The sequence below is a fragment of the Bacillus sp. 0102A genome (assembly GCF_036765155.1).
Classification (GTDB): Bacteria; Bacillota; Bacilli; order Bacillales; family Bacillaceae; genus Bacillus; species Bacillus subtilis_G.
Genome location: NZ_JBAIZW010000002.1, coordinates 393,878 through 417,929, shown reverse-complemented (window position 1 = coordinate 417,929; position 24,052 = coordinate 393,878). Strand labels below are relative to the sequence as shown.

Below are 24,052 nucleotides of genomic sequence, written 5' to 3'. Positions count from 1 at the left end.
TTACACACTTGTAAAGCCACATTCATTGTATTGTTGTTCCGCAAATAATAGAATAGAAATGATTGAAATGTGAGGAGGTGCCATAGAATGAACAACAATGAACTTTACGTCAGTCTTGACATCGGTACGTCCAATACAAAAGTGATCGTCGGAGAAATGACAGATGATTCCCTAAATATTATCGGTGTGGGAAATGTACCGTCTGAAGGGTTGAAAAAAGGCTCAATCGTTGATATAGATGAAACTGTTCATTCTATAAGAAAAGCGTTTGACCAAGCTGAAAGAATGGTAGGTTTTCCGCTTAGAAAAGCTATTGTCGGCGTTAATGGAAATTATATCAATATTCAAGATACAAACGGTGTTGTAGCAGTTTCCAGTGAAAATAAAGAAATTCAGGTTGAAGATGTGCGCCGAGTCATGGAGGCGGCACAGGTTGTGTCAGTACCGCACGAACAGCTGATTGTGGATGTCATTCCTAAACAGTTTATCGTAGATGGAAGAGATGAAATCACCGACCCGAAAAAAATGCTTGGTGTGCGTTTAGAAGTAGAGGGCACCTTGATCACCGGTTCAAAAACAATTTTACATAACTTGCTTCGCTGTGTTGAAAGAGCCGGTATTGAAATAACTGATATTTGTCTTCAGCCGCTGGCAACTGGTTCTGCTGCATTGTCAAAGGACGAGAAAAACCTTGGAGTGGCTCTCATTGATATAGGGGGAGGGTCAACGACCATTGCCGTATTCGAGAACGGACATCTGACTTCTACCCGTGTTATTCCACTCGGAGGCGAAAATATCACCAAAGATATCTCCATCGGATTGAGAACGTCAACAGAAGAAGCAGAACGCGTGAAAAAGCAATTTGGACATGCCTACTATGACGAAGCCTCGGAAGATGAAGTATTTGAGGTAACCGTTATCGGCACCAATCAAAAACAAACATTTACACAGCAGGAAGCAGCGAACATCATTGAAGCAAGAGTAGAAGAAATTCTTGAAATTGTTTCAGAAGAGATTAGCAGTATGGGAATTACCGATCTGCCGGGAGGCTTCGTGCTGACAGGGGGACAAGCAGCAATGCCGGGTGTCATGTCATTGGCACAGGATGTGCTGCAAAACAATGTTAGAGTGGCAAGCCCGAATTATATCGGTGTAAGAGATCCTCAATATATGACGGGAGTGGGCATGATCCAATTCGCCTGCCGAAATGCAAGAATCCAAGGCAGAAAAATAGGCTTCAAGATGCCTGAAGAAGCGATACAGGAAATCGCAGTCTCATCATCAGAGGAACAAGAGCAGCATCATTACCAAAATGAGGTGCAGCAGCGGCCAAAAGGAAAACAAAAAACACAAGCCGAACATCATAAACAGAGCAAAATGAAAAAACTATTAAGCATGTTTTGGGAATAGATAGATAGTCATTCGGCAGATTAGGAGGATTTAGCATGTTGGAGTTCGAAACAAACATAGACGGCTTAGCATCAATTAAAGTAATCGGAGTAGGAGGCGGCGGTAACAACGCCGTTAACCGAATGATTGAAAATGAAGTGCAAGGAGTAGAGTACATCGCGGTAAATACGGACGCTCAAGCTCTTAACCTGTCAAAAGCAGAAGTGAAAATGCAAATCGGCGCAAAACTGACTAGAGGATTGGGAGCAGGTGCGAATCCTGAAGTCGGAAAAAAAGCCGCTGAAGAAAGCAAAGAGCAGATTGAAGAAGCATTAAAAGGCGCTGACATGGTGTTCGTGACAGCTGGTATGGGGGGCGGAACAGGAACAGGTGCCGCACCGGTTATCGCACAAATCGCGAAAGACTTAGGCGCATTAACAGTCGGAGTCGTTACAAGACCGTTTACATTTGAAGGACGTAAAAGACAGCTTCAGGCTGCAGGCGGAATCACAGCAATGAAAGAAGCGGTGGATACACTGATCGTGATCCCGAACGACCGGATCCTTGAAATTGTTGATAAAAACACGCCGATGCTTGAAGCATTCCGTGAAGCGGATAACGTACTCCGCCAAGGGGTTCAAGGTATTTCAGACTTGATTGCGACACCTGGTCTTATCAACCTTGACTTTGCTGATGTGAAAACAATCATGTCAAACAAAGGATCTGCTTTGATGGGTATCGGTATTGCGACTGGAGAAAACCGCGCGGCAGAGGCAGCGAAAAAGGCAATCTCCAGCCCGCTTCTTGAAGCGGCCATTGACGGTGCGCAAGGCGTTCTCATGAACATCACTGGGGGTACAAATCTCAGCCTATATGAAGTTCAGGAAGCAGCAGACATTGTCGCTTCTGCGTCTGACCAAGACGTAAATATGATTTTCGGTTCTGTTATCAATGAAAATCTAAAAGACGAGATTGTGGTGACAGTGATTGCGACTGGTTTCATTGAACAAGAGAAGGACGTGACGAAATCTCAGCGTCCAAGCTTAAACCAAAGTATCAAAACAAATAATCAAAGTGCTCCAAAGCGTGAGCCAAAACGTGAGGAGCCTCAGCAGCAACAAAATACAGTAAGCCGTCATACCTCACAGCCGGCTGATGATACGCTTGACATCCCGACATTCTTAAGAAACCGAAATAAACGCGGCTAATGTAAAGGACAAAATCGTTTTCGATTTTGTCCTTTTTGTTTTTCTCCAAAACCTTTCTTCTATATAAAGTCTTTTTCCTTATGCCTTCCTTCACATAAAAATAAAATCAGGTCATTAGACTCATTTAAATCCCATGACAATTTTATTGTTTTCATATTTATGGAAATAAGGTGACATAAAACGACAATATCTGTAATAGAGATTGTCTACAGTTAACGTACAGCGATGTTCTGACAAACCATTCATTTTTATAAGGAGGGACGACTTTTTTTTTCAAAGCATGTTGAAAAAGGGGGATAAAAATGAGGAAAAAAACGAAAAACAGACTCATCAGCTCTGTTTTAAGTACGGTTGTCATCGGTTCAATGCTTTTTCCGGGTGTAGCCGGAGCAAGCAGCAAAAGCGCCTCAACTTTTGTTAAACAGGAGCTTCAATCTGCTGAATCCATTCAGAACAAGATCTCTAGTTCATTAAAGAAAAGCTTTAAAAAGAAAGAAAAAACGACCTTTCTGATTAAATTTAAAGATCAAGCTGACACAAAAAAAGCGGCAAAAGCGGCTGTTAAAAAAGCGAAATCAAAGAAGCTGACGTCCGCTAAGACGGAATATCAAAAGCGTTCCGCCGTTGTGTCATCTCTAAAAGTCACAGCCAATGAATCTCAGAGAGACGTTTTAACATACTTGAAGAGTCAGAAAAATAAAGGAAATGCAGATCAGATTCACTCTTATTATGTAGTGAATGGGATCGCTGTTCATGCCTCAAAAGAAGTGATGGAAAAGGTGGCGCAGTTTCCCGAAGTGGAAAAAGTGCTTCCAAATGAGAAACGGCAGCTGTTTAAGTCATCCTCCCCATTCAATATGAAAAAAGCGCAAAAATCTGTCAAAGCAACTGACGGTGTGGAATGGAATGTAGACCAAATCGACGCTCCGAAAGCTTGGGCACTTGGATATGACGGCACTGGCACGGTTGTCGCGTCCATTGATACAGGTGTGGAATGGAACCATCCGGCATTAAAAGAGAAATATCGCGGATATAATCCGGAAAATCCTGATGAGCCTGATAATGAAATGAACTGGTATGATGCCGTAGCAGGCGAAGCAAGTCCTTATGATGATTTGGCTCATGGAACCCACGTGACAGGTACGATGGTGGGATCTGAACCCGATGGAACAAATCAAATCGGTGTAGCGCCAGGCGCAAAATGGATTGCTGTTAAAGCGTTCTCCGAAGATGGCGGCACTGATGCTGACATTTTGGAGGCCGGTGAATGGGTTTTAGCTCCAAAGGACGCAGATGGAAATCCTCACCCGGAAATGGCTCCTGATGTTGTCAATAATTCATGGGGCGGGGGCTCAGGACTTGATGAATGGTACAGGGACATGGTCAATGCCTGGCGTGCGGCCGATATTTTCCCTGAGTTTTCAGCGGGAAATACAGATATCTTTATTCCGGGCGGGCCTGGTTCTATCGCAAACCCAGCAAACTATCCGGAATCGTTTGCAACTGGAGCGACTGATATTAACAAAAAGCTTGCTGACTTTTCTCTCCAAGGGCCATCTCCATATGATGAAATAAAGCCGGAAATTTCTGCACCTGGCGTTAATATTCGCTCTTCCGTTCCCGGCCAGACATACGAGGACGGATGGAATGGCACATCAATGGCAGGGCCGCATGTGTCCGCTGTTGCCGCATTGCTTAAACAGGCGGATGCCTCACTTTCTGTTGATGAGATGGAGGATATTTTAACCAGCACGGCTGAACCGCTGACGGATTCAACATTTCCTGATTCTCCGAATAACGGATACGGCCATGGTTTGGTGAACGCTTTTGACGCTGTATCAGCTGTTACAGATGGTTTAGGAAAAGCAGAAGGACAGGTTTCTGTAGAGGGAGATGATCAAGAGCCTCCTGTCTATCAGCATGAGAAAGTAACAGAAGCCTATGAAGGCGCGAACCTGCCGCTGACTTTGACAGCTGAAGACAATGTAAGTGTGACATCTGTCAAACTGTCCTATAAGCGGGATCAAGGCGAGTGGACTGAAGTAACGGCTAAACGAATCAGCGGAGATCACCTGAAAGGAACGTATCAGGCGGAGATCCCAAACGTAAAAGGAGCTGCACTAAGCTATAAGTGGATGATTCAGGATTTTGGCGGCCATGTCGTTGAGTCTGACACATATGATGTAACAGTGAAACCAAGCATCACGGCGGGCTATAAGCAGGACTTTGAAACTGAACCCGGCGGCTGGATTGCGAGCGGCACAAATAATAGCTGGGAGTGGGGAGTTCCGTCAGCAGGCCCAAATACAGCAGCTTCCGGAGAAAAAGTATACGGAACAGACCTGGCAGGAAACTATGGCAACTTAGCAAATATGAATCTCGTGATGCCTCCTTTTAAAGTGCCGGATTCAGGAAACCTGTTTCTCCAATTTAAAAGCTGGCACAATTTAGAGAATGATTTTGATTATGGCTATGTTTTTGTTTTGCCTGAAGGTGAGAAGAATTGGGAGCAGGCTGGCGTCTATAATGGAAAGACATCAAGCTGGATGGACGAAGAAATTGATTTATCCGCTTATAAAGGTCAAAACATTCAAGTCATGTTTAATCTTCAATCCGATGATAGCATTGCAAAAGAGGGCTGGTACATTGATGATGTAGTGCTTTCTGACAAATCGGCCGGAAAAACAGCCAAAAAGAATAAGCTGGGTGTTGAAAAGCCGTCTGGAAAGCAAAAGAAAAAGCCAGTGAATCCGAAAAAAGCTAAGCCATCTGCAAACATAGCGGTAAAAAACCAGAGTAAAGAGATACAGCCTCAAGTTTTGCCGCTCAGGGCGCAAGTCAGTGTTGTGGAAACAGGAAAATCAACATATTCAGATCAATCCACAGGGCAGTACACGCTGACGCACAAAGCGGGAGGCTATACGCTTATGGCAGAAGCATACGGCTATCAATCGAAAACACAAAAGGTTTCTCTGCAGGCAGATCAGACGACACCAGCTAATTTTACGTTAGAAGAAATGAAGAAGGGCACATTAAAAGGCACGGTCATCAATAAAACGACAGGAGAGCCGGTAAAAGGAGCCTCTGTTTATGTCGTGGAGGATGCCGCGGTTGAACCGGCTACAACAAATGACAAAGGTGAATATACGCTTGAGGCCTATGAAGGCGCCTATACGATTAAAGTCGCTGCACCAGGTTATTACAGCGATGAATTTTCCGTTAATTTAAAAGGTAATGTTACGAAGGAAACTGTACTGAAGCCTTTCGTCGGTTATCCGGGTGAGATTGCATATGATGATGGAACGGCGGAGAATGCCAATTCCTATTTTGCAGCTGGTAATGGATGGGCTGTCAAAATGACATTGGCTGACGGCAAAGACAAAGGCATGCTTACAGGAGGACTGTTTAGATTCTGGGATACAGAGTTCCCTGATCCTGGCGGCACAGAGTTTAAGGTTGAGGTATACGATGCTACAGGAGAAGATGGCGCACCGGGCAAGAAAATTGCCGGGCCATTTAACGCTGAAGCCCTTCGCAATGGCGAATGGACCAAGGTAGATCTCAGTTCAAAAGGGATTATGGTCGATAAAGACTTTTATCTCGTATATATCCAGTCGAAACCAGATCCATATTCACCAGGACTGGCAATGGATGAAACCAGTCAGAATTCCGGCCGCAACTGGCAGTATATAGACGGAGAATGGCAGCCGGGTGACGAAGCTGACGGCAACTATATGATCCGCGCATTAGTTGATTATGAAGCGGCTGTACCTGAGATCACTTCACCGGCAGACAAATCATACACAAATAAGGAGAACGTCACCGTAAAAGGAAAAGCTTCTCCGGGAACAACGGTACACATTTATAATGGAAAGAAAGAAGCAGGAGAGACGAAAGCTGCGGCGGATGGCGCGTTTCAGGCAGGCGTATCACTCAGCGAGGGTGAAAATGAGCTGACGGCCACGGCATCAACAGACAACGGGACTACGGATGCTTCCAGCCCTGTCATGGTCACGCTTGATCAAGACAAGCCAGAATTGACGCTGGACAATCCAAAGGATGGCGAGAAAATAAATAAAGAAGCGCTGACTGTCAAAGGGTCTGTATCCGATGACAATCTGAAAGAAGTCAAAGTGAATGGCAAAAAAGCAACGGTCACTGCTGGTTCATACTCAGCCCGTATTCTTTTGGAGAACGGAAGCAATGAAATCAAGGTGACGGCAACAGACTTAGCAGGTAACAAAACGAAGAAAAAGGCTGTCATTGATGTCAACTATGACCAGCCTGTCATCTCCGGATTGATCCCGGGAGAGGACAAAATCTTAAAAGCCGGTGAATCTGTGAAAGTCGCTTTCTCAAGCGCTAAAGATTTGGATGCAACGTTCGTCATTCGTATGCCGCTGACAAATGCAAGAGCGAGTGTGCAAAACGCCACCGAGCTCCCGTTAAGAGAAATTTCTCCGGGGCGATATGAAGGCTATTGGACAGCCACTTCTTCTATTAAAGCAAACGGAGCAAAAGTAGAAGTGATTGTACGTGATGATTATGGAAATGAAACAAGAAAAACAGCGAACGGAAAACTCTATATCAACACTGGAAATTAAGTGTAAAAAAGCTGCCGTCAAGGGCAGCTTTTTTATGTATACTCTCATTTATTCCCTCGACAAATTAAGCAGTTATCCCTGAAAAATTGTATTTTCCTCTCAACATTAATTGACAGACTTTCCCACAGAGCTTGATTTATACTTATGAAACAAGAAGGGGAACAGCGTGATGCAAGAAAGAAAGGAGTCAGATGTGAAAATCTATTTGGATGTCATTTGGCTATTGAACTTTTGCTTTGACGCACTTTTGCTTTTGCTCACGGCATTTATTTTAAAACGGCATGTGAAAAAAAGAAGACTGCTAGGCGGAGCGTTCATCGGTTCAAGTATTGTTCTATTGATGTTTACTCCTTTTTCGCCGATCGTTGAACATCCGGCCGGTAAGCTGGCTTTTTCAGTTGTTATTGTGATGGTGACATTTGGCTTTAAAAGATTTCGTTATTTCTTTCAAAATTTGTTTTCCTTTTATTTTGCGACTTTTTTAATGGGGGGAGGAATGATCGGAGCCCATTCTTTGCTGCAGACCAATTCCGTTGTTCGAAACGGTGTCATGATGACGAATCAAACAGGGTTTGGAGACCCGATCAGCTGGTTGTTTATTGTTGCTGGCTTTCCAGTGTTATGGTTTTTTTCTAAGAGAAGAATTGAAGAGATTGAAACAAAGAACATTCAATATGAGGAACGAGTCAGCGTACAGGCTGATTTGGGCGGCCAAACGCTTCATGTCAGAGGGCTGGTTGATTCCGGTAATCAGCTGTACGATCCGCTTACTAAAACGCCTGTCATGATTATTCACCTTGATAAACTGGAACCGATTTTCGGAGCAGCCGAAACGATGATTATTCGAAACACAGATCCATTGGAAGCCACTCAGCAGCTCGATGATTCATTTCGCTTTTTGGATAAAATGAGGCTGATTCCATACAGGGGAGTAGGTCAGCAAAATCAATTTTTACTATGCGTTAAACCGGATCACGTAACGATTATGACAAAACAAGAAATGATTTCTGCGGATAAATGCTTAATCGGCATCAGCACAACAAAGCTATCTGCAGATGGCGAGTTTGACGCCATTATTCATCCGAAAATGCTTTCGGGCAAGACCATCAAACACGTCTCATAATGTTCGCAAATGTCCGTTACTTATCATACTCAAACGACGTGACATTTAGAAGGGAGAGGAAGATGAAAAAACTGAAATTGCGATTGACGCACCTCTGGTATAAGCTGCTGATGAAACTTGGGCTGAAAAGTGATGAAGTCTATTACATAGGCGGGAGTGAAGCTCTGCCTCCTCCATTATCTAAAGATGAGGAGCAGGTTCTGTTAATGAAGCTTCCAAACGGCGATCAGGCGGCTCGCGCCATTTTGATTGAACGCAATTTGCGTCTGGTCGTCTATATCGCCCGTAAATTCGAAAATACAGGAATTAATATAGAGGATTTAATCAGCATCGGCACCATCGGATTAATCAAAGCTGTGAATACGTTTAATCCAGAAAAGAAAATCAAGCTGGCGACCTATGCCTCACGCTGTATAGAAAATGAAATCCTGATGTATTTAAGAAGAAACAACAAAATCCGGTCAGAGGTTTCCTTTGATGAGCCGCTTAATATTGATTGGGACGGCAATGAGCTTTTGCTTTCTGATGTGCTCGGCACGGACGATGACATTATCACAAAAGACATAGAAGCTAACGTAGATAAAAAGCTTTTGAAAAAAGCGCTTGAACAGCTTAATGAGAGGGAAAAGCAAATCATGGAGCTGCGGTTTGGGCTTGTCGGCGAAGAAGAAAAGACCCAAAAGGATGTAGCGGATATGATGGGAATTTCCCAGTCTTATATTTCACGTCTGGAGAAAAGAATAATAAAAAGATTGAGAAAAGAGTTCAACAAAATGGTGTAAAATTTTTTATAGTATAGAACCCTTGATTTTACAGGGATTTCCTGAATTCGACTGTTTTTCGATCTGAGTGCAGTGCATATTTTTCCCACCCAAGGAGATACTTAACGTTGTACAGCAGCTCCTGTAGGGAGGGAAAAAAGTGTCGAGAAATAAAGTCGAAATCTGCGGGGTGGATACCTCCAAATTACCAGTACTCAAGAATGAAGAGATGAGAAAGCTGTTTAGGCAGCTGCAGGATGAAGGCGATGATTCAGCGAGAGAAAAGCTTGTAAACGGGAACTTGCGTCTTGTCTTAAGTGTCATTCAAAGATTTAATAACAGAGGAGAGTATGTTGATGACTTATTTCAGGTCGGCTGCATCGGACTAATGAAATCCATTGATAATTTTGACCTAAGCCACAATGTTAAGTTTTCAACATACGCTGTACCTATGATAATCGGAGAGATCCGAAGGTATTTACGCGATAATAACCCGATTCGTGTCTCAAGATCACTCCGGGACATCGCTTACAAGGCACTTCAGGTAAGAGAGCGGTTAATCAGTGAGACAAGCAAGGAGCCGACTGCAGAAGACATCGCAAAAGTTCTTGAAGTACCGCATGAAGAAATTGTATTTGCGCTTGATGCCATTCAGGATCCGGTTTCTCTATTTGAACCGATCTATAACGACGGCGGAGACCCTATCTATGTGATGGACCAAATTAGTGATGAGCGCAATAAAGATTCACAATGGATTGAAGAGCTGGCTTTAAAAGAGGGCATGAGAAGACTGAATGATAGGGAAAAAATGATTTTGCGAAAGAGGTTCTTCCAAGGAAAAACACAAATGGAAGTAGCCGAGGAAATCGGGATTTCCCAAGCGCAGGTGTCCAGGCTAGAAAAAGCGGCTATCAAACAAATGAATAAGAATATTCATCAATAAAGAAAAGCCTTTAAAACAATTTTTGTTTTAAAGGCTTTTCTATTGATTGCGGGCGGTTTACGTTTTGGAAAAAATAAGGTATCCTAGTTCGTACGAAGTTTTATGAAAATTTAAACAATTATAGAAGGCAGTAAAGAGGAGGACCACGATGATTTTGCAGCTTGATAATGTCTCATTAAAACGAAATGGAAAATGGATACTGAGGGATATCCATTGGAGGGTGGAAGAAAAGGAAAATTGGGTGCTTTACGGACTGAATGGCGCGGGAAAGACCGCACTGTTAAATATGCTTTGTTCATATTATTTTCCAACATCAGGCGAGATGCAGGTGCTTGGCCATGAATTTGGCAAAACCGAGCTTGGGGAGAAGCTCAGGCAGAAAATCGGCCTCGTCTCAGCGGCTCTTCAGCAAAAATTGCACCCGGCAGATTCAGCGTTTGAAATTGCTTTGAGCGGCGCTTACGCTTCAATTGGATTGTATGAAACGCCAAGTGCGGAAATCAGGGAAAAAGCGATTGGTTTGTTAGAGGACTTGGGAGCGATTGAATATGCCGACCGCCGCTATGAAACCCTTTCTCAAGGAGAAAAACAAAGAGCTTTGATTGCAAGAGCGCTAATGGCGGATCCGGAGCTGCTGATACTGGACGAACCGGTCACAGGGCTGGATTTTATTGCCCGGGAAAAATTGTTAGACACGATTACATACATTGCAAACAAAGAAAATGCGCCATCGATCCTTTATGTGACTCATCATGCGGAAGAAATTTTGCCGGTCTTTGACAAAGCCCTTTTGTTAAAACAGGGAGAGGTCTTTAAATCCGGAGAAATAAAGGAAATGCTTACTGATCACATACTTTCGGCTTTTTTTGATACGCCAATCCATGTATTATGGAATCAGGATCGGCCGTTTTTAACAAGAGCGGAGCCGATAACACATGCCTGACAAACACATACAGACTCATCCTAGGGGTGCTTTTCGAAGCTGAGAGAGACATTGTCTCAACCCTTTTAACCTGATCTGGATCATGCCAGCGGAGGGAAGCGGTGAAAAGCGGAGTACATAGGACTCTGTGTGTTTTGATTGAGCCGTTTCATAACATATGAAACGGCTTTTTGATTTTCAAGAAAAGGAGCGAATCACATTGAATCAACAAATAGACTCTCTGATCAAAAAGGCGGAAGATCAAAAGGAGGACCTGATTGAGCTTGCAAAAACGCTGATTTCTTATCAGACACCTGCTCCGCCTGCAAGGAATACAGACGGCGTCCAGTCATGGATTGCAGGGTTTTTACATGACATGGGATTCTCGATCGATAAATGGGACGTGTACCCGGGAGATCCCAATGTAGTGGGTCTTCTAAGAGGAATGGATTCAGCCGGTTATCATAGCCTGATCATCAATGGCCATGTAGATGTTGCAGAGGTAAAAGAGAATGAGGATTGGGAGCATAATCCGTTTCACCCAATTGAAAAAAACGGTTTCTTAATCGGACGAGGCGCTTCAGATATGAAAGGCGGGTTGGCGTGTGTGCTGTTTGCGGTCAAATTGATTCGTGAAGCCGGCATTGAACTTCCCGGAGATTTGATTTTGCAATCGGTGATTGGGGAGGAAGTCGGAGAAGCCGGCACGCTTGAATGCTGCAAGAGGGGCTATCATGCTGATTTTGCAGTTGTCGCGGATACGAGCGATATGCATATTCAAGGCCAAGGAGGTGTCATTACAGGCTGGATTGAAATCAAAAGCAGTCAAACGTTTCATGATGGGACGAGGCGGAATATGATTCACGCAGGAGGAGGCACATTCGGGGCAAGCGCAATTGAAAAAATGGCAAAAATCATTGCGGGACTCGGTGAACTTGAGCGCCACTGGTCCATTATGAAAAGTTACCATGGCTTTAAACCCGGCACAAATACCATTAATCCGGCTGTTATTGAAGGCGGCAGACATGCGGCTTTTATAGCGGACGTGTGCCGGCTGTGGATTACGGTCCATTTTTACCCGAATGAAACCCATGACCAAGTGGCAGCTGAAATAGAAGATTACATCAACCGGCTGAGCGACAGTGATATTTGGCTTAGGGAAAACCGTCCTGTTTTTAAGTGGGGAGGCTCATCTATGATTGAAGACAGAGGAGAAATTTTTCCGGCTCTGGAAGTTGACCCTTGCCACCCAGGCGTCTTAGCGCTTACAGCGTCTCATGAGGAAGTGAAACGGGAGCGTCCGGTTATTGACGTTTCTCAATCCGTTACAGACGGAGGCTGGCTGTATAATGCCGGCATACCAAGCGTGATTTACGGTCCTGGCGATCTGCAAAATGCACACTCTGTGAACGAGGAGGTATCGATTGAGCAGCTGGTGGATTACACAAAAATCATGCTCGATTTTATCATCAGATGGTGCAGCGGTAAAAAAGAACAGTAACCATGAAAATTTCTTCTTGCTGACAAGGTTCAGCCCGCCCATTCATATACTTGAAAAAAGGACGGAAAAAGGACGTGATGGAATGATCAGCATTTCAGAATTTCAGGTGAAGGATGTTGTCAATGTCTCAAACGGTAAAAAGCTGGGGAGCATTGGCGATATCGATATCAATGTGACTACTGGTAAAATTCAGGCGATCATATTAGGGGGGAATGGGAAAGTTCTCGGATTTTTTGGAAAAGAAGAGGAATTAGTCATTCCATGGCGAAATATAGTAAAAATCGGGGAAGATGTGATCTTGGTCCGATTAAGTGAACCGCATGCATAACCTGCTTGTCTGCCGCAGATTGGCAAATGCCGGAAGTCTCGATTCTTCCGGCACATTTCATTTAGAAATATGCAAATCGGCGCTCAACGAATGCAGAAAGATGTGGTAAAATAAGTGGGAAATTCCGCTTTTTTAAATGTTTGTCGAAAGGTTGGATCATCATGAATACATATCACCCATTCAGTCTTACCACACCCTCGACACTCATGATACAAGACTGGACACAAACGAATCAAAACAACAGAGAAGTCATTGCCGGGTTCACGACGAAAAACGGCGGTGTCAGCCAAAAGCCTTTTGAATCGTTAAATACAGGATTGCACGTTCATGACAAAGATGCAGATGTAGTTAAAAATCGCGAATATATTGCCGATATGTTTAATATTGATTTGCAGTCTTGGGTATTTGCTGATCAGACACACGATAATCGCGTTCAAAAAGTGACGCAGAGAGATAGGGGAAAAGGCGCCCGTGAGTATCACACGGCTCTGAAAGCAACGGACGGGCTCTACACAAATGAAAAGAATGTGTTTTTGGCATTATGCTTTGCTGATTGTGTGCCTCTTTTCTTCTATGATCCGGTTAAATCGCTTGTCGGGGTCGCCCATGCCGGGTGGAAAGGCACTGTCAAACAGATTGGCAGAGAAATGGTGAAGCAATGGACCGAGCAGGAAGGGTCAAATCTCTTAGACATTTATGCTGTTATTGGACCGTCTATCAGCGGAGCATGCTATACGGTAGACGACCGTGTTATGGATGCTGTCCGGGCATTGCCGGTTTCGGCAGGACGTGCCGTTAATCAGACGGAAAAGGCACAATATCAGCTTGATCTGAAAGAGCTGAACCGCCTTATACTGATCGACAGCGGTTTGGCAACTGAACAGATTTCTGTCAGCGGTTTATGCACGGAAAGTGAGCCGTCTCTTTTCTATTCTCACCGCCGCGATCAGGGGAAAACTGGACGAATGATGTCCTTTATCGGAATGAAGGAGGCATAAAAGATCTTGCGTGTTGTTGATCATTTACGACATATAAACGAACGAATAAACGAAGCATGTAACAGATCGGGCCGCAGCTCCGATGAAGTTACGGTTATTGCAGTCACAAAATATGTATCGCCTGAAAGAGCACAGGAGGCAGTGGATGCGGGCATCACCTGCCTCGGAGAGAACCGGGATACGGAACTGCTCCGAAAACAGGAAATCATAAAAGGGAATCCGGAATGGCATTTTATCGGCAGTCTGCAATCAAGAAAAGCAAAAGCCGTTGTCAATGCGGTTTCCTATATCCATTCCTTAGATCGGCTCTCATTAGCGAAAGAAATTGAAAAACGGGCTGAAGGTACTGTCAAGTGCTTTGTGCAGGTCAATACCTCTCTTGAGCCTTCTAAACACGGCATGAAAAAAGAAGAAGTCATACCATTCATACAGGAGCTTTCCGGTTTCGAACATATCGTTGTGGCCGGACTGATGACAATGGCTCCGCTGACTGATGAGCAAGATCAGGTCAGAAGCTGTTTCCGGTCGCTGAGAGAACTCTGTCATCAGGTTCAGGAGCTGAAACAGCCGAACGCTCCGTGTACAGAACTGTCGATGGGCATGTCAAATGATTTTGAAATTGCAATTGAAGAAGGGGCTACTTATATTAGAATCGGCTCATCGTTAGTCGGAAATGAAACAGGGGGTGTACAGCAATGAGTATGAAAAATAAACTGAAAAACTTTTTCTCAATGGAAGATGAAGAATACGAATATGAATATATTGAGACAGAGCGGGAATCTGACGAGGAGCAGCAGGAGCACAAAGAAAAGCCGGCTTACGCTGCTCATAAACCTGCGGGCAAACAGAATGTAGTGAGCTTGCAAAGTGTTCAGAAATCCTCTAAAGTGGTGTTGAGTGAGCCGCGCGTTTATGCGGAGGCACAGGAAATAGCCGATCATTTGAAGAATCGGCGGGCAGTTGTCGTCAATCTTCAGCGGATCCAGCATGACCAGGCTAAGCGGATTGTTGACTTTTTAAGCGGAACCGTTTATGCCATCGGCGGCGACATTCAAAGAATCGGCTCGGATATTTTCCTCTGCACGCCTGATAACGTAGATGTATCAGGCACAATTTCTGAGCTCATATCTGAAGACGAACATCAGAGGTGGTAAAGCCAGATGATCCTTTATCAAGTTTTTTCGGTTTTAAGCTTATTAATCACAATATACTCATTTGCCCTGATCATATATATTTTTATGTCATGGGTGCCGAGTACGAGGGAAACAGCTGTCGGGCGTTTTTTAGCTTCGATTTGTGAACCATATCTCGAACCATTCAGAAAAATCATCCCGCCAATCGGAATGCTGGATATTTCACCGATCGTGGCTATTCTTGTGCTTCGGTTTGCGACAACCGGCTTGTGGGGGCTTTATCGCATGATTGCGTTTTAAAGTGACAGTTTGATAGGGGGCTTGGCAGCAGCCAAGCCTCTTTACATAGAAGGGAAAGACGATGAGCGATATATATCAGCACTTCAGAAAAGACGAGCGGGCCTTTATTGATCAGGCGCTCGAATGGAAAAGCATTGTCCAGGAACAGTACAGGATGAAGCTGACCGACTTTTTAGACCCCCGAGAGCAGGTCATCCTCTCTGCTGTTACGGGACAGGCAGACGTCGGGCTTGCTTTTTCCGGCGGCTATGGCAGAGCTGAGCGAAAACGGGCGATTCTGTATCCAGAGTACATCACGCCGGAAGAGTCGGATTTTGAACTGCAGGCGTTTAACGTCCGTTATGCTGAAAAATTTGTCTCAGTAGATCACCGTTCTCTGCTTGGTGCATTAATGGGCATAGGCTTAAAGCGGCAAAAGTTTGGTGACATCGTGTTTTCTGAGACATCAGTGCAATTGATTGTCTCAGCCGATACCGCAGATTTTGTGGCTGCACAGCTGACCCAAGCAGGCAAAGCTGCGGTCAACTTAGAGAAAATTGACTTGTCAGACCTTAACATTCCCGCAGTTGATGTCGAAATAAGAGATGACACGGTTTCTTCTTTAAGGCTTGACGCCGTCTGCGCCTCTATGAGCAGGCAATCCCGCCAGAAATCACAGACGCTTGTGAAAAACGGCCTCGTGAAAGTGAACTGGAAGGTAGTTGAAGATCCTTCATACATGGTGGCAGAAGGGGACATGCTGTCTATCAGAGGCTTTGGCCGGTGCAGCTTGACAAAAATCGAAGGAAAAACCAAAAAAGACAAATGGAGAGTTACGTTTGAACGACAAAAATAGTCGGTTTTTCAGTTTTTTTCTCCATCTGTGCGAAATTTGTTTTATAATGTGAACTAGATAACCGTACTGAAATGTAAAAATGGAGGTGGCATCATGCCATTAACGCCAAATGATATTCACAACAAGACGTTTACAAAAAGTTTTCGCGGATATGATGAAGATGAAGTAAATGAATTCCTAGCGCAAGTCAGAAAAGATTACGAAATTGTTCTCCGTAAGAAAACTGAGCTTGAAGCGAAAGTCAATGAACTTGATGAAAGAATCGGACACTTTGCCAATATTGAAGAAACGCTGAATAAATCGATTTTAGTTGCTCAAGAAGCGGCTGAAGACGTAAAACGTAATTCTCAAAAAGAAGCAAAGCTGATCGTTCGGGAAGCGGAGAAAAATGCGGATCGCATTATCAACGAATCTTTATCAAAATCAAGAAAAATTGCAATGGAAATTGAAGAGCTGAAAAAACAGTCTAAAGTTTTCAGAACACGTTTCCAAATGCTGATTGAAGCACAGCTCGATCTTTTGAAAAATGACGATTGGGACCATCTGCTTGAGTATGAAGTCGACGCAGTATTTGAGGAAAAGGAATAAATTTTCTGATCATCTTGACATTTTCTTAGCTTGTCGAATATAATACGTTCATAAATCCAGATGAAAAGACGGTTGAAAGGGACAGTCATGTTTCCTTCAGGCCTTCATAGCGACCCGGAGATGGTGAGAGTCCGGGATGGCCGGAATCATGTAGATCAGCCCTTAAGTTTCCTTTCTGAACTCACAGTAGGTTAGGACGTTCATCACGTTACGATGCTCGAGAGGAAAAAGCGTATGCTGGCTTTTTCTAAAAGGGTGGTACCGCGAGATAAGCTTTCTCGTCCCTTATGGGATGAGAGGGCTTTTTTTATTTTCTGAAAAAATGCAGTGGAGGAATGAAAATGGATTTTAAAGACACGCTCTTAATGCCGAAAACAGATTTCCCGATGCGAGGAAATTTGCCAAACCGTGAGCCTGACATTCAAAAGGAATGGGAAGAAGAGGATATTTACCATCTTGTGCAGGAACGGACGAAAGACCGCCCGAAATTTGTTTTACATGACGGACCTCCGTATGCAAATGGAGACATCCATATGGGGCATGCGCTTAACAAAATTTTGAAGGACTTCATTGTCCGCTATAAATCAATGAGCGGCTTCAACGCGCCGTATGTACCTGGCTGGGATACACACGGGTTGCCGATTGAAACGGCTCTCACAAAAAACAAAAAAGTCAACCGCAAAGAAATGTCAGTAGCGGAATTCCGCAAACTGTGCGAAGAGTACGCTTGGAAGCAAATCGAGGGACAGCGTGAGCAGTTCAAACGCCTTGGTGTCCGCGGTGACTGGGAAAACCCATATGTGACATTAAAACCGGAATACGAAGCGCAGCAAATCCGCGTATTTGGTGAGATGGCAAAACGAGGCTACATTTATAAAGGTCTTAAACCGGTTAACTGGTCACCTTCAAGTGAGTCTGCGTTGGCTGAAGCAGAGATCGAATATCAAGATAAACGTTCAGCATCTATTTACGTGGCTTTTGGTGTAAAAGACGGCAAAGGCGTTCTTGAAAACGGCGAGCGTATTATTATCTGGACAACAACACCTTGGACAATTCCGGCGAACCTCGGAATTTCAGTGCATCCTGATCTTGAGTACAGCGTGATTGCAGTAGGTGAAGACCGCTTTGTCGCAGCAAGTGCTTTAGTCGAAAATGTTGCGTCTGCATGCGGGTTTGAGCAATATGAAGTGACAAGAACGATCAAAGGGAAAGACCTTGAGAACATTATTGCTGAACACCCGCTGTATGGCAGAGACTCTCTTGTTATGCTTGGCGAACACGTGACAACTGATGCCGGAACAGGCTGTGTTCATACAGCGCCGGGACACGGGGAAGATGACTTTATCATCGGCCAAAAATACGGTTTAGACGTGCTATGCCCGGTTGATGCAAAAGGTGTCATGACAAGTGAAGCTCCAGGCTTTGAAGGCATGTTCTATGATGATGCGAACAAAGTGATCACCCAGCAGCTTGATGATAAAGGCGCGCTTGTGAAGCTAGAATTTATTACTCACTCTTATCCGCACGATTGGAGAACAAAAAAACCAACCATTTTTAGAGCGACAGCGCAATGGTTTGCTTCAATTAAAGATTTCAGATCAGACCTGCTGGATGCCGTTAAAGAAACCAAATGGGTTCCTGAATGGGGCGAGCAGCGTTTGCACAACATGGTTCGTGACCGCGGAGACTGGTGTATTTCCAGACAGCGTGCGTGGGGTGTGCCGATTCCGGTATTTTACGCTGAAAACGGAGAACCGATTATTACAGATGAAACCATCGAACATGTTTCTGAATTGTTCAGGCAGCACGGATCAAACATTTGGTTTGAAAAAGAAGCGAAGGATCTTCTTCCGGAAGGTTTTGCGCATCCTGGCAGCCCGAATGGCACATTTACAAAAGAACAGGACATCATGGATGTTTGGTTTGATTCAGGCTCTTCCCATCAAGCGGTGCTTGAAGAGCGTGAAGACCTCGTTCGCCCGGCTGATTTATATCTAGAAGGGTCTGACCAATATCGCGGCTGGTTTAACTCGTCTCTTTCTACAGCGGTAGCCGTAACAGGAAAAGCGCCATATAAAGGTGTGCTCAGCCATGGGTTTGCACTGGATGGAGAAGGACGTAAGATGAGTAAATCAATCGGTAACGTCGTTGTTCCAGCCAAAGTCATGAAACAGCTTGGTGCCGATATTTTGAGATTATGGGTATCTTCAGTTGACTATCAGGCGGATGTTCGCGTGTCTGACGCCATTTTGAAGCAGGTTGCTGAAGTATACCGTAAAATCCGCAATACGTTCCGTTTTCTTCACGGAAACCTATTCGATTTTGATCCAAAAACGAATGCGGTGGCTGTCGAAAATCTTCGCGAAGTGGATCAGTATATGCTGATTAAGCTGAACAAACTGATTGATAAAGTGAAAAAAGCGTATGACGAGTACGAATTTGCGGTTGTGTATCACAGTATCCATAATTTCTGCACAATCGAATTGAGCTCATTCTATCTTGATTTCGCAAAAGATATTGTGTACATCGAGCATGCGGATCATCCGGACAGACGCAGCATGCAGACAGTATTCTATGAGACGCTGCTTGCATTAGTGAAGCTTTCGGCTCCTATCCTTCCTCATACGGCTGACGAATTATGGTCTCATTTAACATTCGTTGAAGAGCAAAGCGTTCAGCTGACAGATATGCCGGAAACAATCACGGTTCCAAACAGCGAAGCGACAGAAGATAAATTTGACCGCTTTTTGACTTTCCGTGACGATGTGCTAAAAGCGTTAGAAACCGCGCGGAACGAAAAAATTATCGGCAAATCATTGGAAGCAAACTTGAAATTGTATCCAAACAAAGAAAACAAAGAGCTCTTAGCTTCCATAAAAGAAAATCTTTCTCAGTTGTTTATTGTTTCTGAACTGACAATCAGCGAAGAAAATGAAGCGCCGAACGATGCGCAAAGCTTTACGACAGGCAAAATTGCTGTCGAGAAAGCCGAGGGCGAAATGTGTGAGAGATCTCGTGTGATTTCAAAAGATGTGGGTGCAAATCCGAACTATCCTACCCTTTCATTGCGAAACGCTGAAATCGTTGAAAAATACTATCAAAAATAATGAAAAAGAGAGCCCGGCGTAAAAGCCGGGCTTTTTTTGTGCCAAGAGTGACATGGTTTAGAACGAAAGGAAAAATCTTATGGGCTTTAGATCATCATTCACAGGCAACAATATAAGTACTACGTTAAGAGCAGGAGTTGTGATGAATGAATGATCAACTGACCGCAATTTATACGGAACTTCTTCTAATGAAAGAAGAATTACAGTCGAGATTATTTGAGTATTCTTGCTTTCAGGCTTCCACAAGCCCGCAAGCAGCAATCAATCATAAACAAAAAGCAACTCTGATCTATCACATTAAAGAAGAGCTTCAAGACGTTCTCCTCGCATTGTCCAAAATCGAAAACGACACATTCGGATATTGTGAAGAAACCGGGGCTCCCATTCCTCTTTCAAAGCTTGCTGTGCTGCCGACTGCCCGCACTACAGACGATTTTCTTTACTCTGTCCAATTTGAAAAAAAAACGCTTCCGCTCTGGAAGTCAACAGATATCGAATATGGTCAGGCACTGTATGAATAACAGTGTCTGGCCGGTTAATATGCCTGATATTTCTTTACTCCAGTGCTTTTTATTGATAAAATGCATAATGGATTAAAGTTACCGTAAACTGGAGGAACGTTTGTGCTGTATTATGTCATCGCACTACTTATTATTGCAGCCGATCAATTGACAAAATGGTTTGTCGTCAAGAACATGGAGCTTGGCCAAAGCATTCCGATCATTGATCAGGTATTTTATATCACCTCCCATCGCAATACGGGTGCTGCATGGGGGATATTAGCCGGTCAGATGTGGTTTTTCTACCTCATTACAACCGCGGTTATTATTGGCATTGTTTATTACATACAGCGTTATACTAAAGGACAAAGGCTTCTTGGCGTAGCTCTTGGACTTATGCTCGGCGGTGCCATCGGCAACTTCATCGACAGGGCTTTCAGACAGGAAGTTGTGGATTTTATCCATGTCATTATTGTGGATTACAATTACCCGATTTTTAATATCGCGGACTCTTCACTATGTGTCGGCGTCATGCTTTTATTTATACAAATGCTGTTGGACAGCGGGAAAAAGAAAAAGGAGCAATAGCATGAATCAAATTGATATAACCGCTTCAGAAGAACAAAAAAGTGAGCGGATTGATAAATTTCTGGCCTCGACTGAGAATGATTGGTCGAGAACCCAGGTTCAGCAATGGGTGAAAGACGGACAAGTTGTCGTGAACGGAAGCCCCGTAAAATCAAATTATAAAATTCAGCCGGGTGATCAGGTGACCGTCACTGTACCTGAGCCGGAAGCGCTCGACGTACTGGCAGAACCTATGGATTTGGATATTTACTATGAAGATCAGGATGTGCTGGTTGTCAATAAACCTCGTGGAATGGTTGTCCACCCAGCCCCAGGGCATCTTACGGGCACACTTGTAAACGGCCTTATGGCTCATTGCACGGATCTTTCCGGAATCAATGGCGTGATGCGTCCGGGAATTGTTCATAGAATCGATAAGGACACGTCCGGCTTACTAATGGTGGCGAAAAATGATATGGCGCATGAGTCACTCGTAAATCAATTGGTCCACAAAACGGTCACACGCAAATATACGGCAGTTGTCCACGGGCTTATTTCTCACGATGACGGCACAATTGACGCTCCGATCGGACGGGACAAGAAAGACCGTCAAAGCATGACTGTGGCGCGTGATGGCAAAAACGCCGTCACCCATTTTCATGTGCTTGAGCGTTTTCAGGATTTTACATTGGTGGAATGCCAGCTTGAAACTGGGAGAACGCACCAAATTCGTGTGCATATGAAATATATTGGATTTCCATTGGCGGGCGATCCAAAGTACGGGCCGAGAAAAACGATCGATTTTAACGGTCAGGCCCTTCACGCCGGAATTTTAGGTTTCGATCATCCCCGCACTGGCGAATATATCGAATTTGAAGCGCCGCTTCCGGAGGATATGGCAGAATTAATCGAAAACCTTAGAAGAAATGGTTGACAGACTATTTCTTTTCTGAAATAATAAACGAAGCTGAATAGATTCTTTAAAACAGTCCAGAGAGGCTGAGAAGGATAACGGATAGACTGGGATGCGTGTATATGCGCGCACCTTGTCCCAAAACCCCTCTATGCTCTGGCAAGAGGGGTTTTTTCTTCTAAATGAACTGTGAGGTGTCACATATTGAATCAAAAAGCTGTCATTCTCGACGAACAGGCAATCAGACGGGCGCTGACCAGAATTGCTCACGAAATGATCGAACGCAATAAAGGAATGAATAACTGCATCCTTGTCGGCATTAAGACAAGAGGGATTTACTTGGCGAAACGCCTTGCGGAACGAATCGAGCAGATTGAAGGAAGTCCTGTAACAGTCGGTGAGATTGATATTACCCTTTACAGAGACGATCTTTCCAAAAAAACGAGCAACGAAGAACCGCTAGTGAAAGGTGCAGATATTCCGGTAGACATCAACGATCAAAAAGTCATTCTTGTTGACGATGTCCTGTACACCGGAAGAACGGTCAGAGCCGGTATGGATGCGCTTGTTGATGTAGGCAGGCCTTCCTCCATTCAGCTTGCTGTGCTTGTTGACAGAGGACACCGGGAGCTGCCGATCCGAGCGGATTATATCGGGAAAAACATCCCGACATCAAAGGCTGAAAAGGTTATGGTTCAGCTTCATGAGGTAGATCAAAACGATCTCGTGGCCATTTATCAAAATGAATGAATAATAGATCACCTTTTTAAAGGCAATCCAGAGAGGTTGCAAAGAGGTGCACAACAAAGCCCCGAAAGTATACGGCGGATCTTTGTATGCCTCTTTGCGTAAAAAATAGCAAAGAGGTTTTTTTATACAGTCATTGAGTCATCCTAAAATGAAAGTCAACTATCAGGGGGAAAATCATCATGAGTAAGAAAAAAGTGAATTTAGGAGTCAGGGATGTCCCGACACCTTTCTCGTGGGTTTCATTCAGTCTGCAGCATTTATTTGCCATGTTTGGCGCAACAATTTTGGTTCCGAAGCTGGTTGGAATGAGTCCTGCTGTGGCATTGGTGACAAGCGGCATCGGGACACTCGCTTATCTGCTTATTACGAAAGGGCAAATTCCGGCGTATCTCGGTTCATCCTTCGCCTTTATTTCTCCGATCATACTGGTCAAAGCGACCGGCGGGCCGGGAGCGGCAATGGTCGGAGCGTTTCTTGCAGGGTTAGTGTACGGGCTGATTGCCTTATTGATCAGACAGCTTGGAACAGGATGGCTGATGAAGGTTCTCCCTCCTGTTGTTGTAGGACCTGTTATTATCGTCATTGGGCTCGGGCTGGCCAGCACTGCGGTAAACATGGCGATGTACGCTGATCCGAACGCGAGTGAATTGGTTTACAGCTTAAAGCACTTCAGTGTCGCAGGCGTTACGTTGGCGATTACGATTATTTGCGCGACTTTCTTACGAGGGTTTTTAAGCCTGATTCCGGTTCTGATCGGCATCATCGGCGGATACTTGTTTGCCCTTACTCAAGGGATTGTCAACTTCCAGCCTGTGCTTGACGCGAAATGGTTTGCAGTGCCTGAGTTTATCATCCCGTTCAAAGACTATTCACCGTCAGTCACACTTGGCATCGCAGCGGCAATGGTTCCCGTCGCGTTTGTGACAATGTCAGAGCATATCGGCCACCAAATGGTGCTGAGCAAAGTTGTCGGACAAGATTTCATTAAAAAGCCGGGGCTTCATCGCTCTATTATGGGTGACAGCGTGGCGACAATCCTTGCTTCCCTGATCGGCGGTCCGCCGACAACGACTTACGGGGAAAACATTGGCGTGCTGGCCATCACAAGAGTATTCAGCGTCTTTGTCATCGGCGGCGCGGCAGTGATTGCCTTATGCTTCGGTTTTATCGGCAAAATCTCAGCGCTGATCAGTTCAGTGCCGTCAGCGGTCATGGGAGGCGTCTCCTTCCTGCTGTTCGGAATCATCGCTTCGAGCGGTCTGAGAATGCTGATTGATAACAAAATTGATTATGAAAACAACAGAAACCTTATTATCACATCGGTGATCCTCGTGATCGGTGTAGGAGGCGCGTTTATCCAAGTGTCTCAAGGAGGATTCCAAGTGTCGGGAATGGCGCTTGCCGCAATTGTCGGTGTCATCTTAAACCTGATTCTTCCGCAGGCGAAGGAAGAGCAGGTTGACACATCTGAACAACATCATATCTAAAACCTTTTAATGAAAGTCCAGAGAGGCTTGGAAGGGTTATAAAGAGAAGGAAGCTTCAATGCTGCCCTCTATTTAACCATACCCCGAGTCTATCT

Annotated in this window: 21 protein-coding genes, 1 riboswitch and 1 other annotated feature; all 21 genes read left to right on the top strand. The window is 44.5% G+C overall.

Annotated features, from left to right (window positions below):
• The first annotated feature begins 87 nt into the window (after window positions 1-87).
• Window positions 88-1,410: a cell division protein FtsA gene (gene ftsA / locus V6D41_RS06485; RefSeq protein ID WP_333517644.1), complete on the top strand. Its 1,323-nt coding sequence runs from the start codon at window positions 88-90 to the stop codon at window positions 1,408-1,410.
• 35 nt (window positions 1,411-1,445) lie between these two features.
• Window positions 1,446-2,597, top strand: a complete 1,152-nt coding sequence (gene ftsZ / locus V6D41_RS06480) for a cell division protein FtsZ (RefSeq protein WP_148961884.1) — start codon at window positions 1,446-1,448, stop codon at window positions 2,595-2,597.
• Window positions 2,598-2,899: 302 nt separating this feature from the next.
• Window positions 2,900-7,201: a S8 family serine peptidase gene (locus tag V6D41_RS06475; RefSeq protein ID WP_333517643.1), complete on the top strand. Its 4,302-nt coding sequence runs from the start codon at window positions 2,900-2,902 to the stop codon at window positions 7,199-7,201.
• A gap of 193 nt (window positions 7,202-7,394) precedes the next feature.
• Window positions 7,395-8,324, top strand: a complete 930-nt coding sequence (gene spoIIGA, locus V6D41_RS06470; protein ID WP_333517864.1) for a sigma-E processing peptidase SpoIIGA — start codon at window positions 7,395-7,397, stop codon at window positions 8,322-8,324.
• Window positions 8,325-8,386: 62 nt separating this feature from the next.
• A complete protein-coding gene (sigE, locus tag V6D41_RS06465) occupies window positions 8,387-9,106 on the top strand; it encodes an RNA polymerase sporulation sigma factor SigE (protein ID WP_003221446.1) in 720 nt (239 codons plus the stop codon).
• Window positions 9,107-9,245: 139 nt separating this feature from the next.
• Window positions 9,246-10,028 carry an RNA polymerase sporulation sigma factor SigG gene (gene sigG, locus V6D41_RS06460; protein ID WP_003221449.1) on the top strand — a complete coding sequence of 261 codons (783 nt, stop codon included), beginning with the start codon at window positions 9,246-9,248 and terminating at the stop codon, window positions 10,026-10,028.
• A 148-nt stretch (window positions 10,029-10,176) separates the two neighbouring features.
• On the top strand, window positions 10,177-10,971 hold the full coding sequence (locus V6D41_RS06455; RefSeq protein ID WP_333517642.1) for an ABC transporter ATP-binding protein: 795 nt from the start codon (window positions 10,177-10,179) through the stop codon (window positions 10,969-10,971).
• Window positions 10,972-10,983: 12 nt separating this feature from the next.
• Window positions 10,984-11,085: riboswitch (TPP riboswitch) on the top strand.
• A gap of 85 nt (window positions 11,086-11,170) precedes the next feature.
• Window positions 11,171-12,451, top strand: coding sequence for an acetylornithine deacetylase (locus V6D41_RS06450; protein ID WP_333517641.1), 1,281 nt, complete (start codon window positions 11,171-11,173; stop codon window positions 12,449-12,451).
• An 82-nt stretch (window positions 12,452-12,533) separates the two neighbouring features.
• Window positions 12,534-12,779, top strand: coding sequence for a YlmC/YmxH family sporulation protein (locus tag V6D41_RS06445; RefSeq protein WP_003232153.1), 246 nt, complete (start codon window positions 12,534-12,536; stop codon window positions 12,777-12,779).
• A 161-nt stretch (window positions 12,780-12,940) separates the two neighbouring features.
• Entirely contained in the window at window positions 12,941-13,777 is an 837-nt protein-coding gene (gene pgeF / locus V6D41_RS06440) for a peptidoglycan editing factor PgeF (protein WP_333517640.1), read from the top strand.
• A gap of 6 nt (window positions 13,778-13,783) precedes the next feature.
• Window positions 13,784-14,476 carry a YggS family pyridoxal phosphate-dependent enzyme gene (locus V6D41_RS06435; RefSeq protein WP_333517639.1) on the top strand — a complete coding sequence of 231 codons (693 nt, stop codon included), beginning with the start codon at window positions 13,784-13,786 and terminating at the stop codon, window positions 14,474-14,476.
• Entirely contained in the window at window positions 14,473-14,931 is a 459-nt protein-coding gene (gene sepF, locus V6D41_RS06430; protein WP_148961878.1) for a cell division protein SepF, read from the top strand. The genes V6D41_RS06435 and sepF overlap by 4 nt, the downstream gene beginning before the upstream one ends.
• A gap of 6 nt (window positions 14,932-14,937) precedes the next feature.
• Window positions 14,938-15,210: a YggT family protein gene (locus V6D41_RS06425; protein ID WP_087992128.1), complete on the top strand. Its 273-nt coding sequence runs from the start codon at window positions 14,938-14,940 to the stop codon at window positions 15,208-15,210.
• Between the two features lie 61 nt (window positions 15,211-15,271).
• Window positions 15,272-16,045 carry a YlmH family RNA-binding protein gene (locus V6D41_RS06420; protein ID WP_148961877.1) on the top strand — a complete coding sequence of 258 codons (774 nt, stop codon included), beginning with the start codon at window positions 15,272-15,274 and terminating at the stop codon, window positions 16,043-16,045.
• Window positions 16,046-16,138: 93 nt separating this feature from the next.
• Window positions 16,139-16,633 (top strand): septum site-determining protein DivIVA, encoded by a 495-nt coding sequence (divIVA, locus tag V6D41_RS06415; RefSeq protein WP_003221468.1) that lies wholly within the window; start codon window positions 16,139-16,141, stop codon window positions 16,631-16,633.
• Between the two features lie 62 nt (window positions 16,634-16,695).
• Window positions 16,696-16,922 (top strand) — a binding site (T-box leader).
• 52 nt (window positions 16,923-16,974) lie between these two features.
• Window positions 16,975-19,740, top strand: coding sequence for an isoleucine--tRNA ligase (ileS, locus tag V6D41_RS06410; protein ID WP_333517638.1), 2,766 nt, complete (start codon window positions 16,975-16,977; stop codon window positions 19,738-19,740).
• A gap of 146 nt (window positions 19,741-19,886) precedes the next feature.
• A complete protein-coding gene (ylyA, locus tag V6D41_RS06405; RefSeq protein WP_333517637.1) occupies window positions 19,887-20,261 on the top strand; it encodes a sporulation-related RNA polymerase-binding protein YlyA in 375 nt (124 codons plus the stop codon).
• Between the two features lie 102 nt (window positions 20,262-20,363).
• Window positions 20,364-20,828, top strand: a complete 465-nt coding sequence (lspA, locus tag V6D41_RS06400) for a signal peptidase II (protein WP_333517636.1) — start codon at window positions 20,364-20,366, stop codon at window positions 20,826-20,828.
• Between the two features lies 1 nt (window position 20,829).
• A complete protein-coding gene (locus V6D41_RS06395; RefSeq protein WP_333517635.1) occupies window positions 20,830-21,741 on the top strand; it encodes an RluA family pseudouridine synthase in 912 nt (303 codons plus the stop codon).
• A gap of 183 nt (window positions 21,742-21,924) precedes the next feature.
• Entirely contained in the window at window positions 21,925-22,470 is a 546-nt protein-coding gene (gene pyrR, locus V6D41_RS06390; protein ID WP_087992122.1) for a bifunctional pyrimidine operon transcriptional regulator/uracil phosphoribosyltransferase, read from the top strand.
• A 179-nt stretch (window positions 22,471-22,649) separates the two neighbouring features.
• Entirely contained in the window at window positions 22,650-23,957 is a 1,308-nt protein-coding gene (gene pyrP / locus V6D41_RS06385; RefSeq protein WP_333517634.1) for a uracil permease PyrP, read from the top strand.
• Window positions 23,958-24,052: the final 95 nt, after the last annotated feature.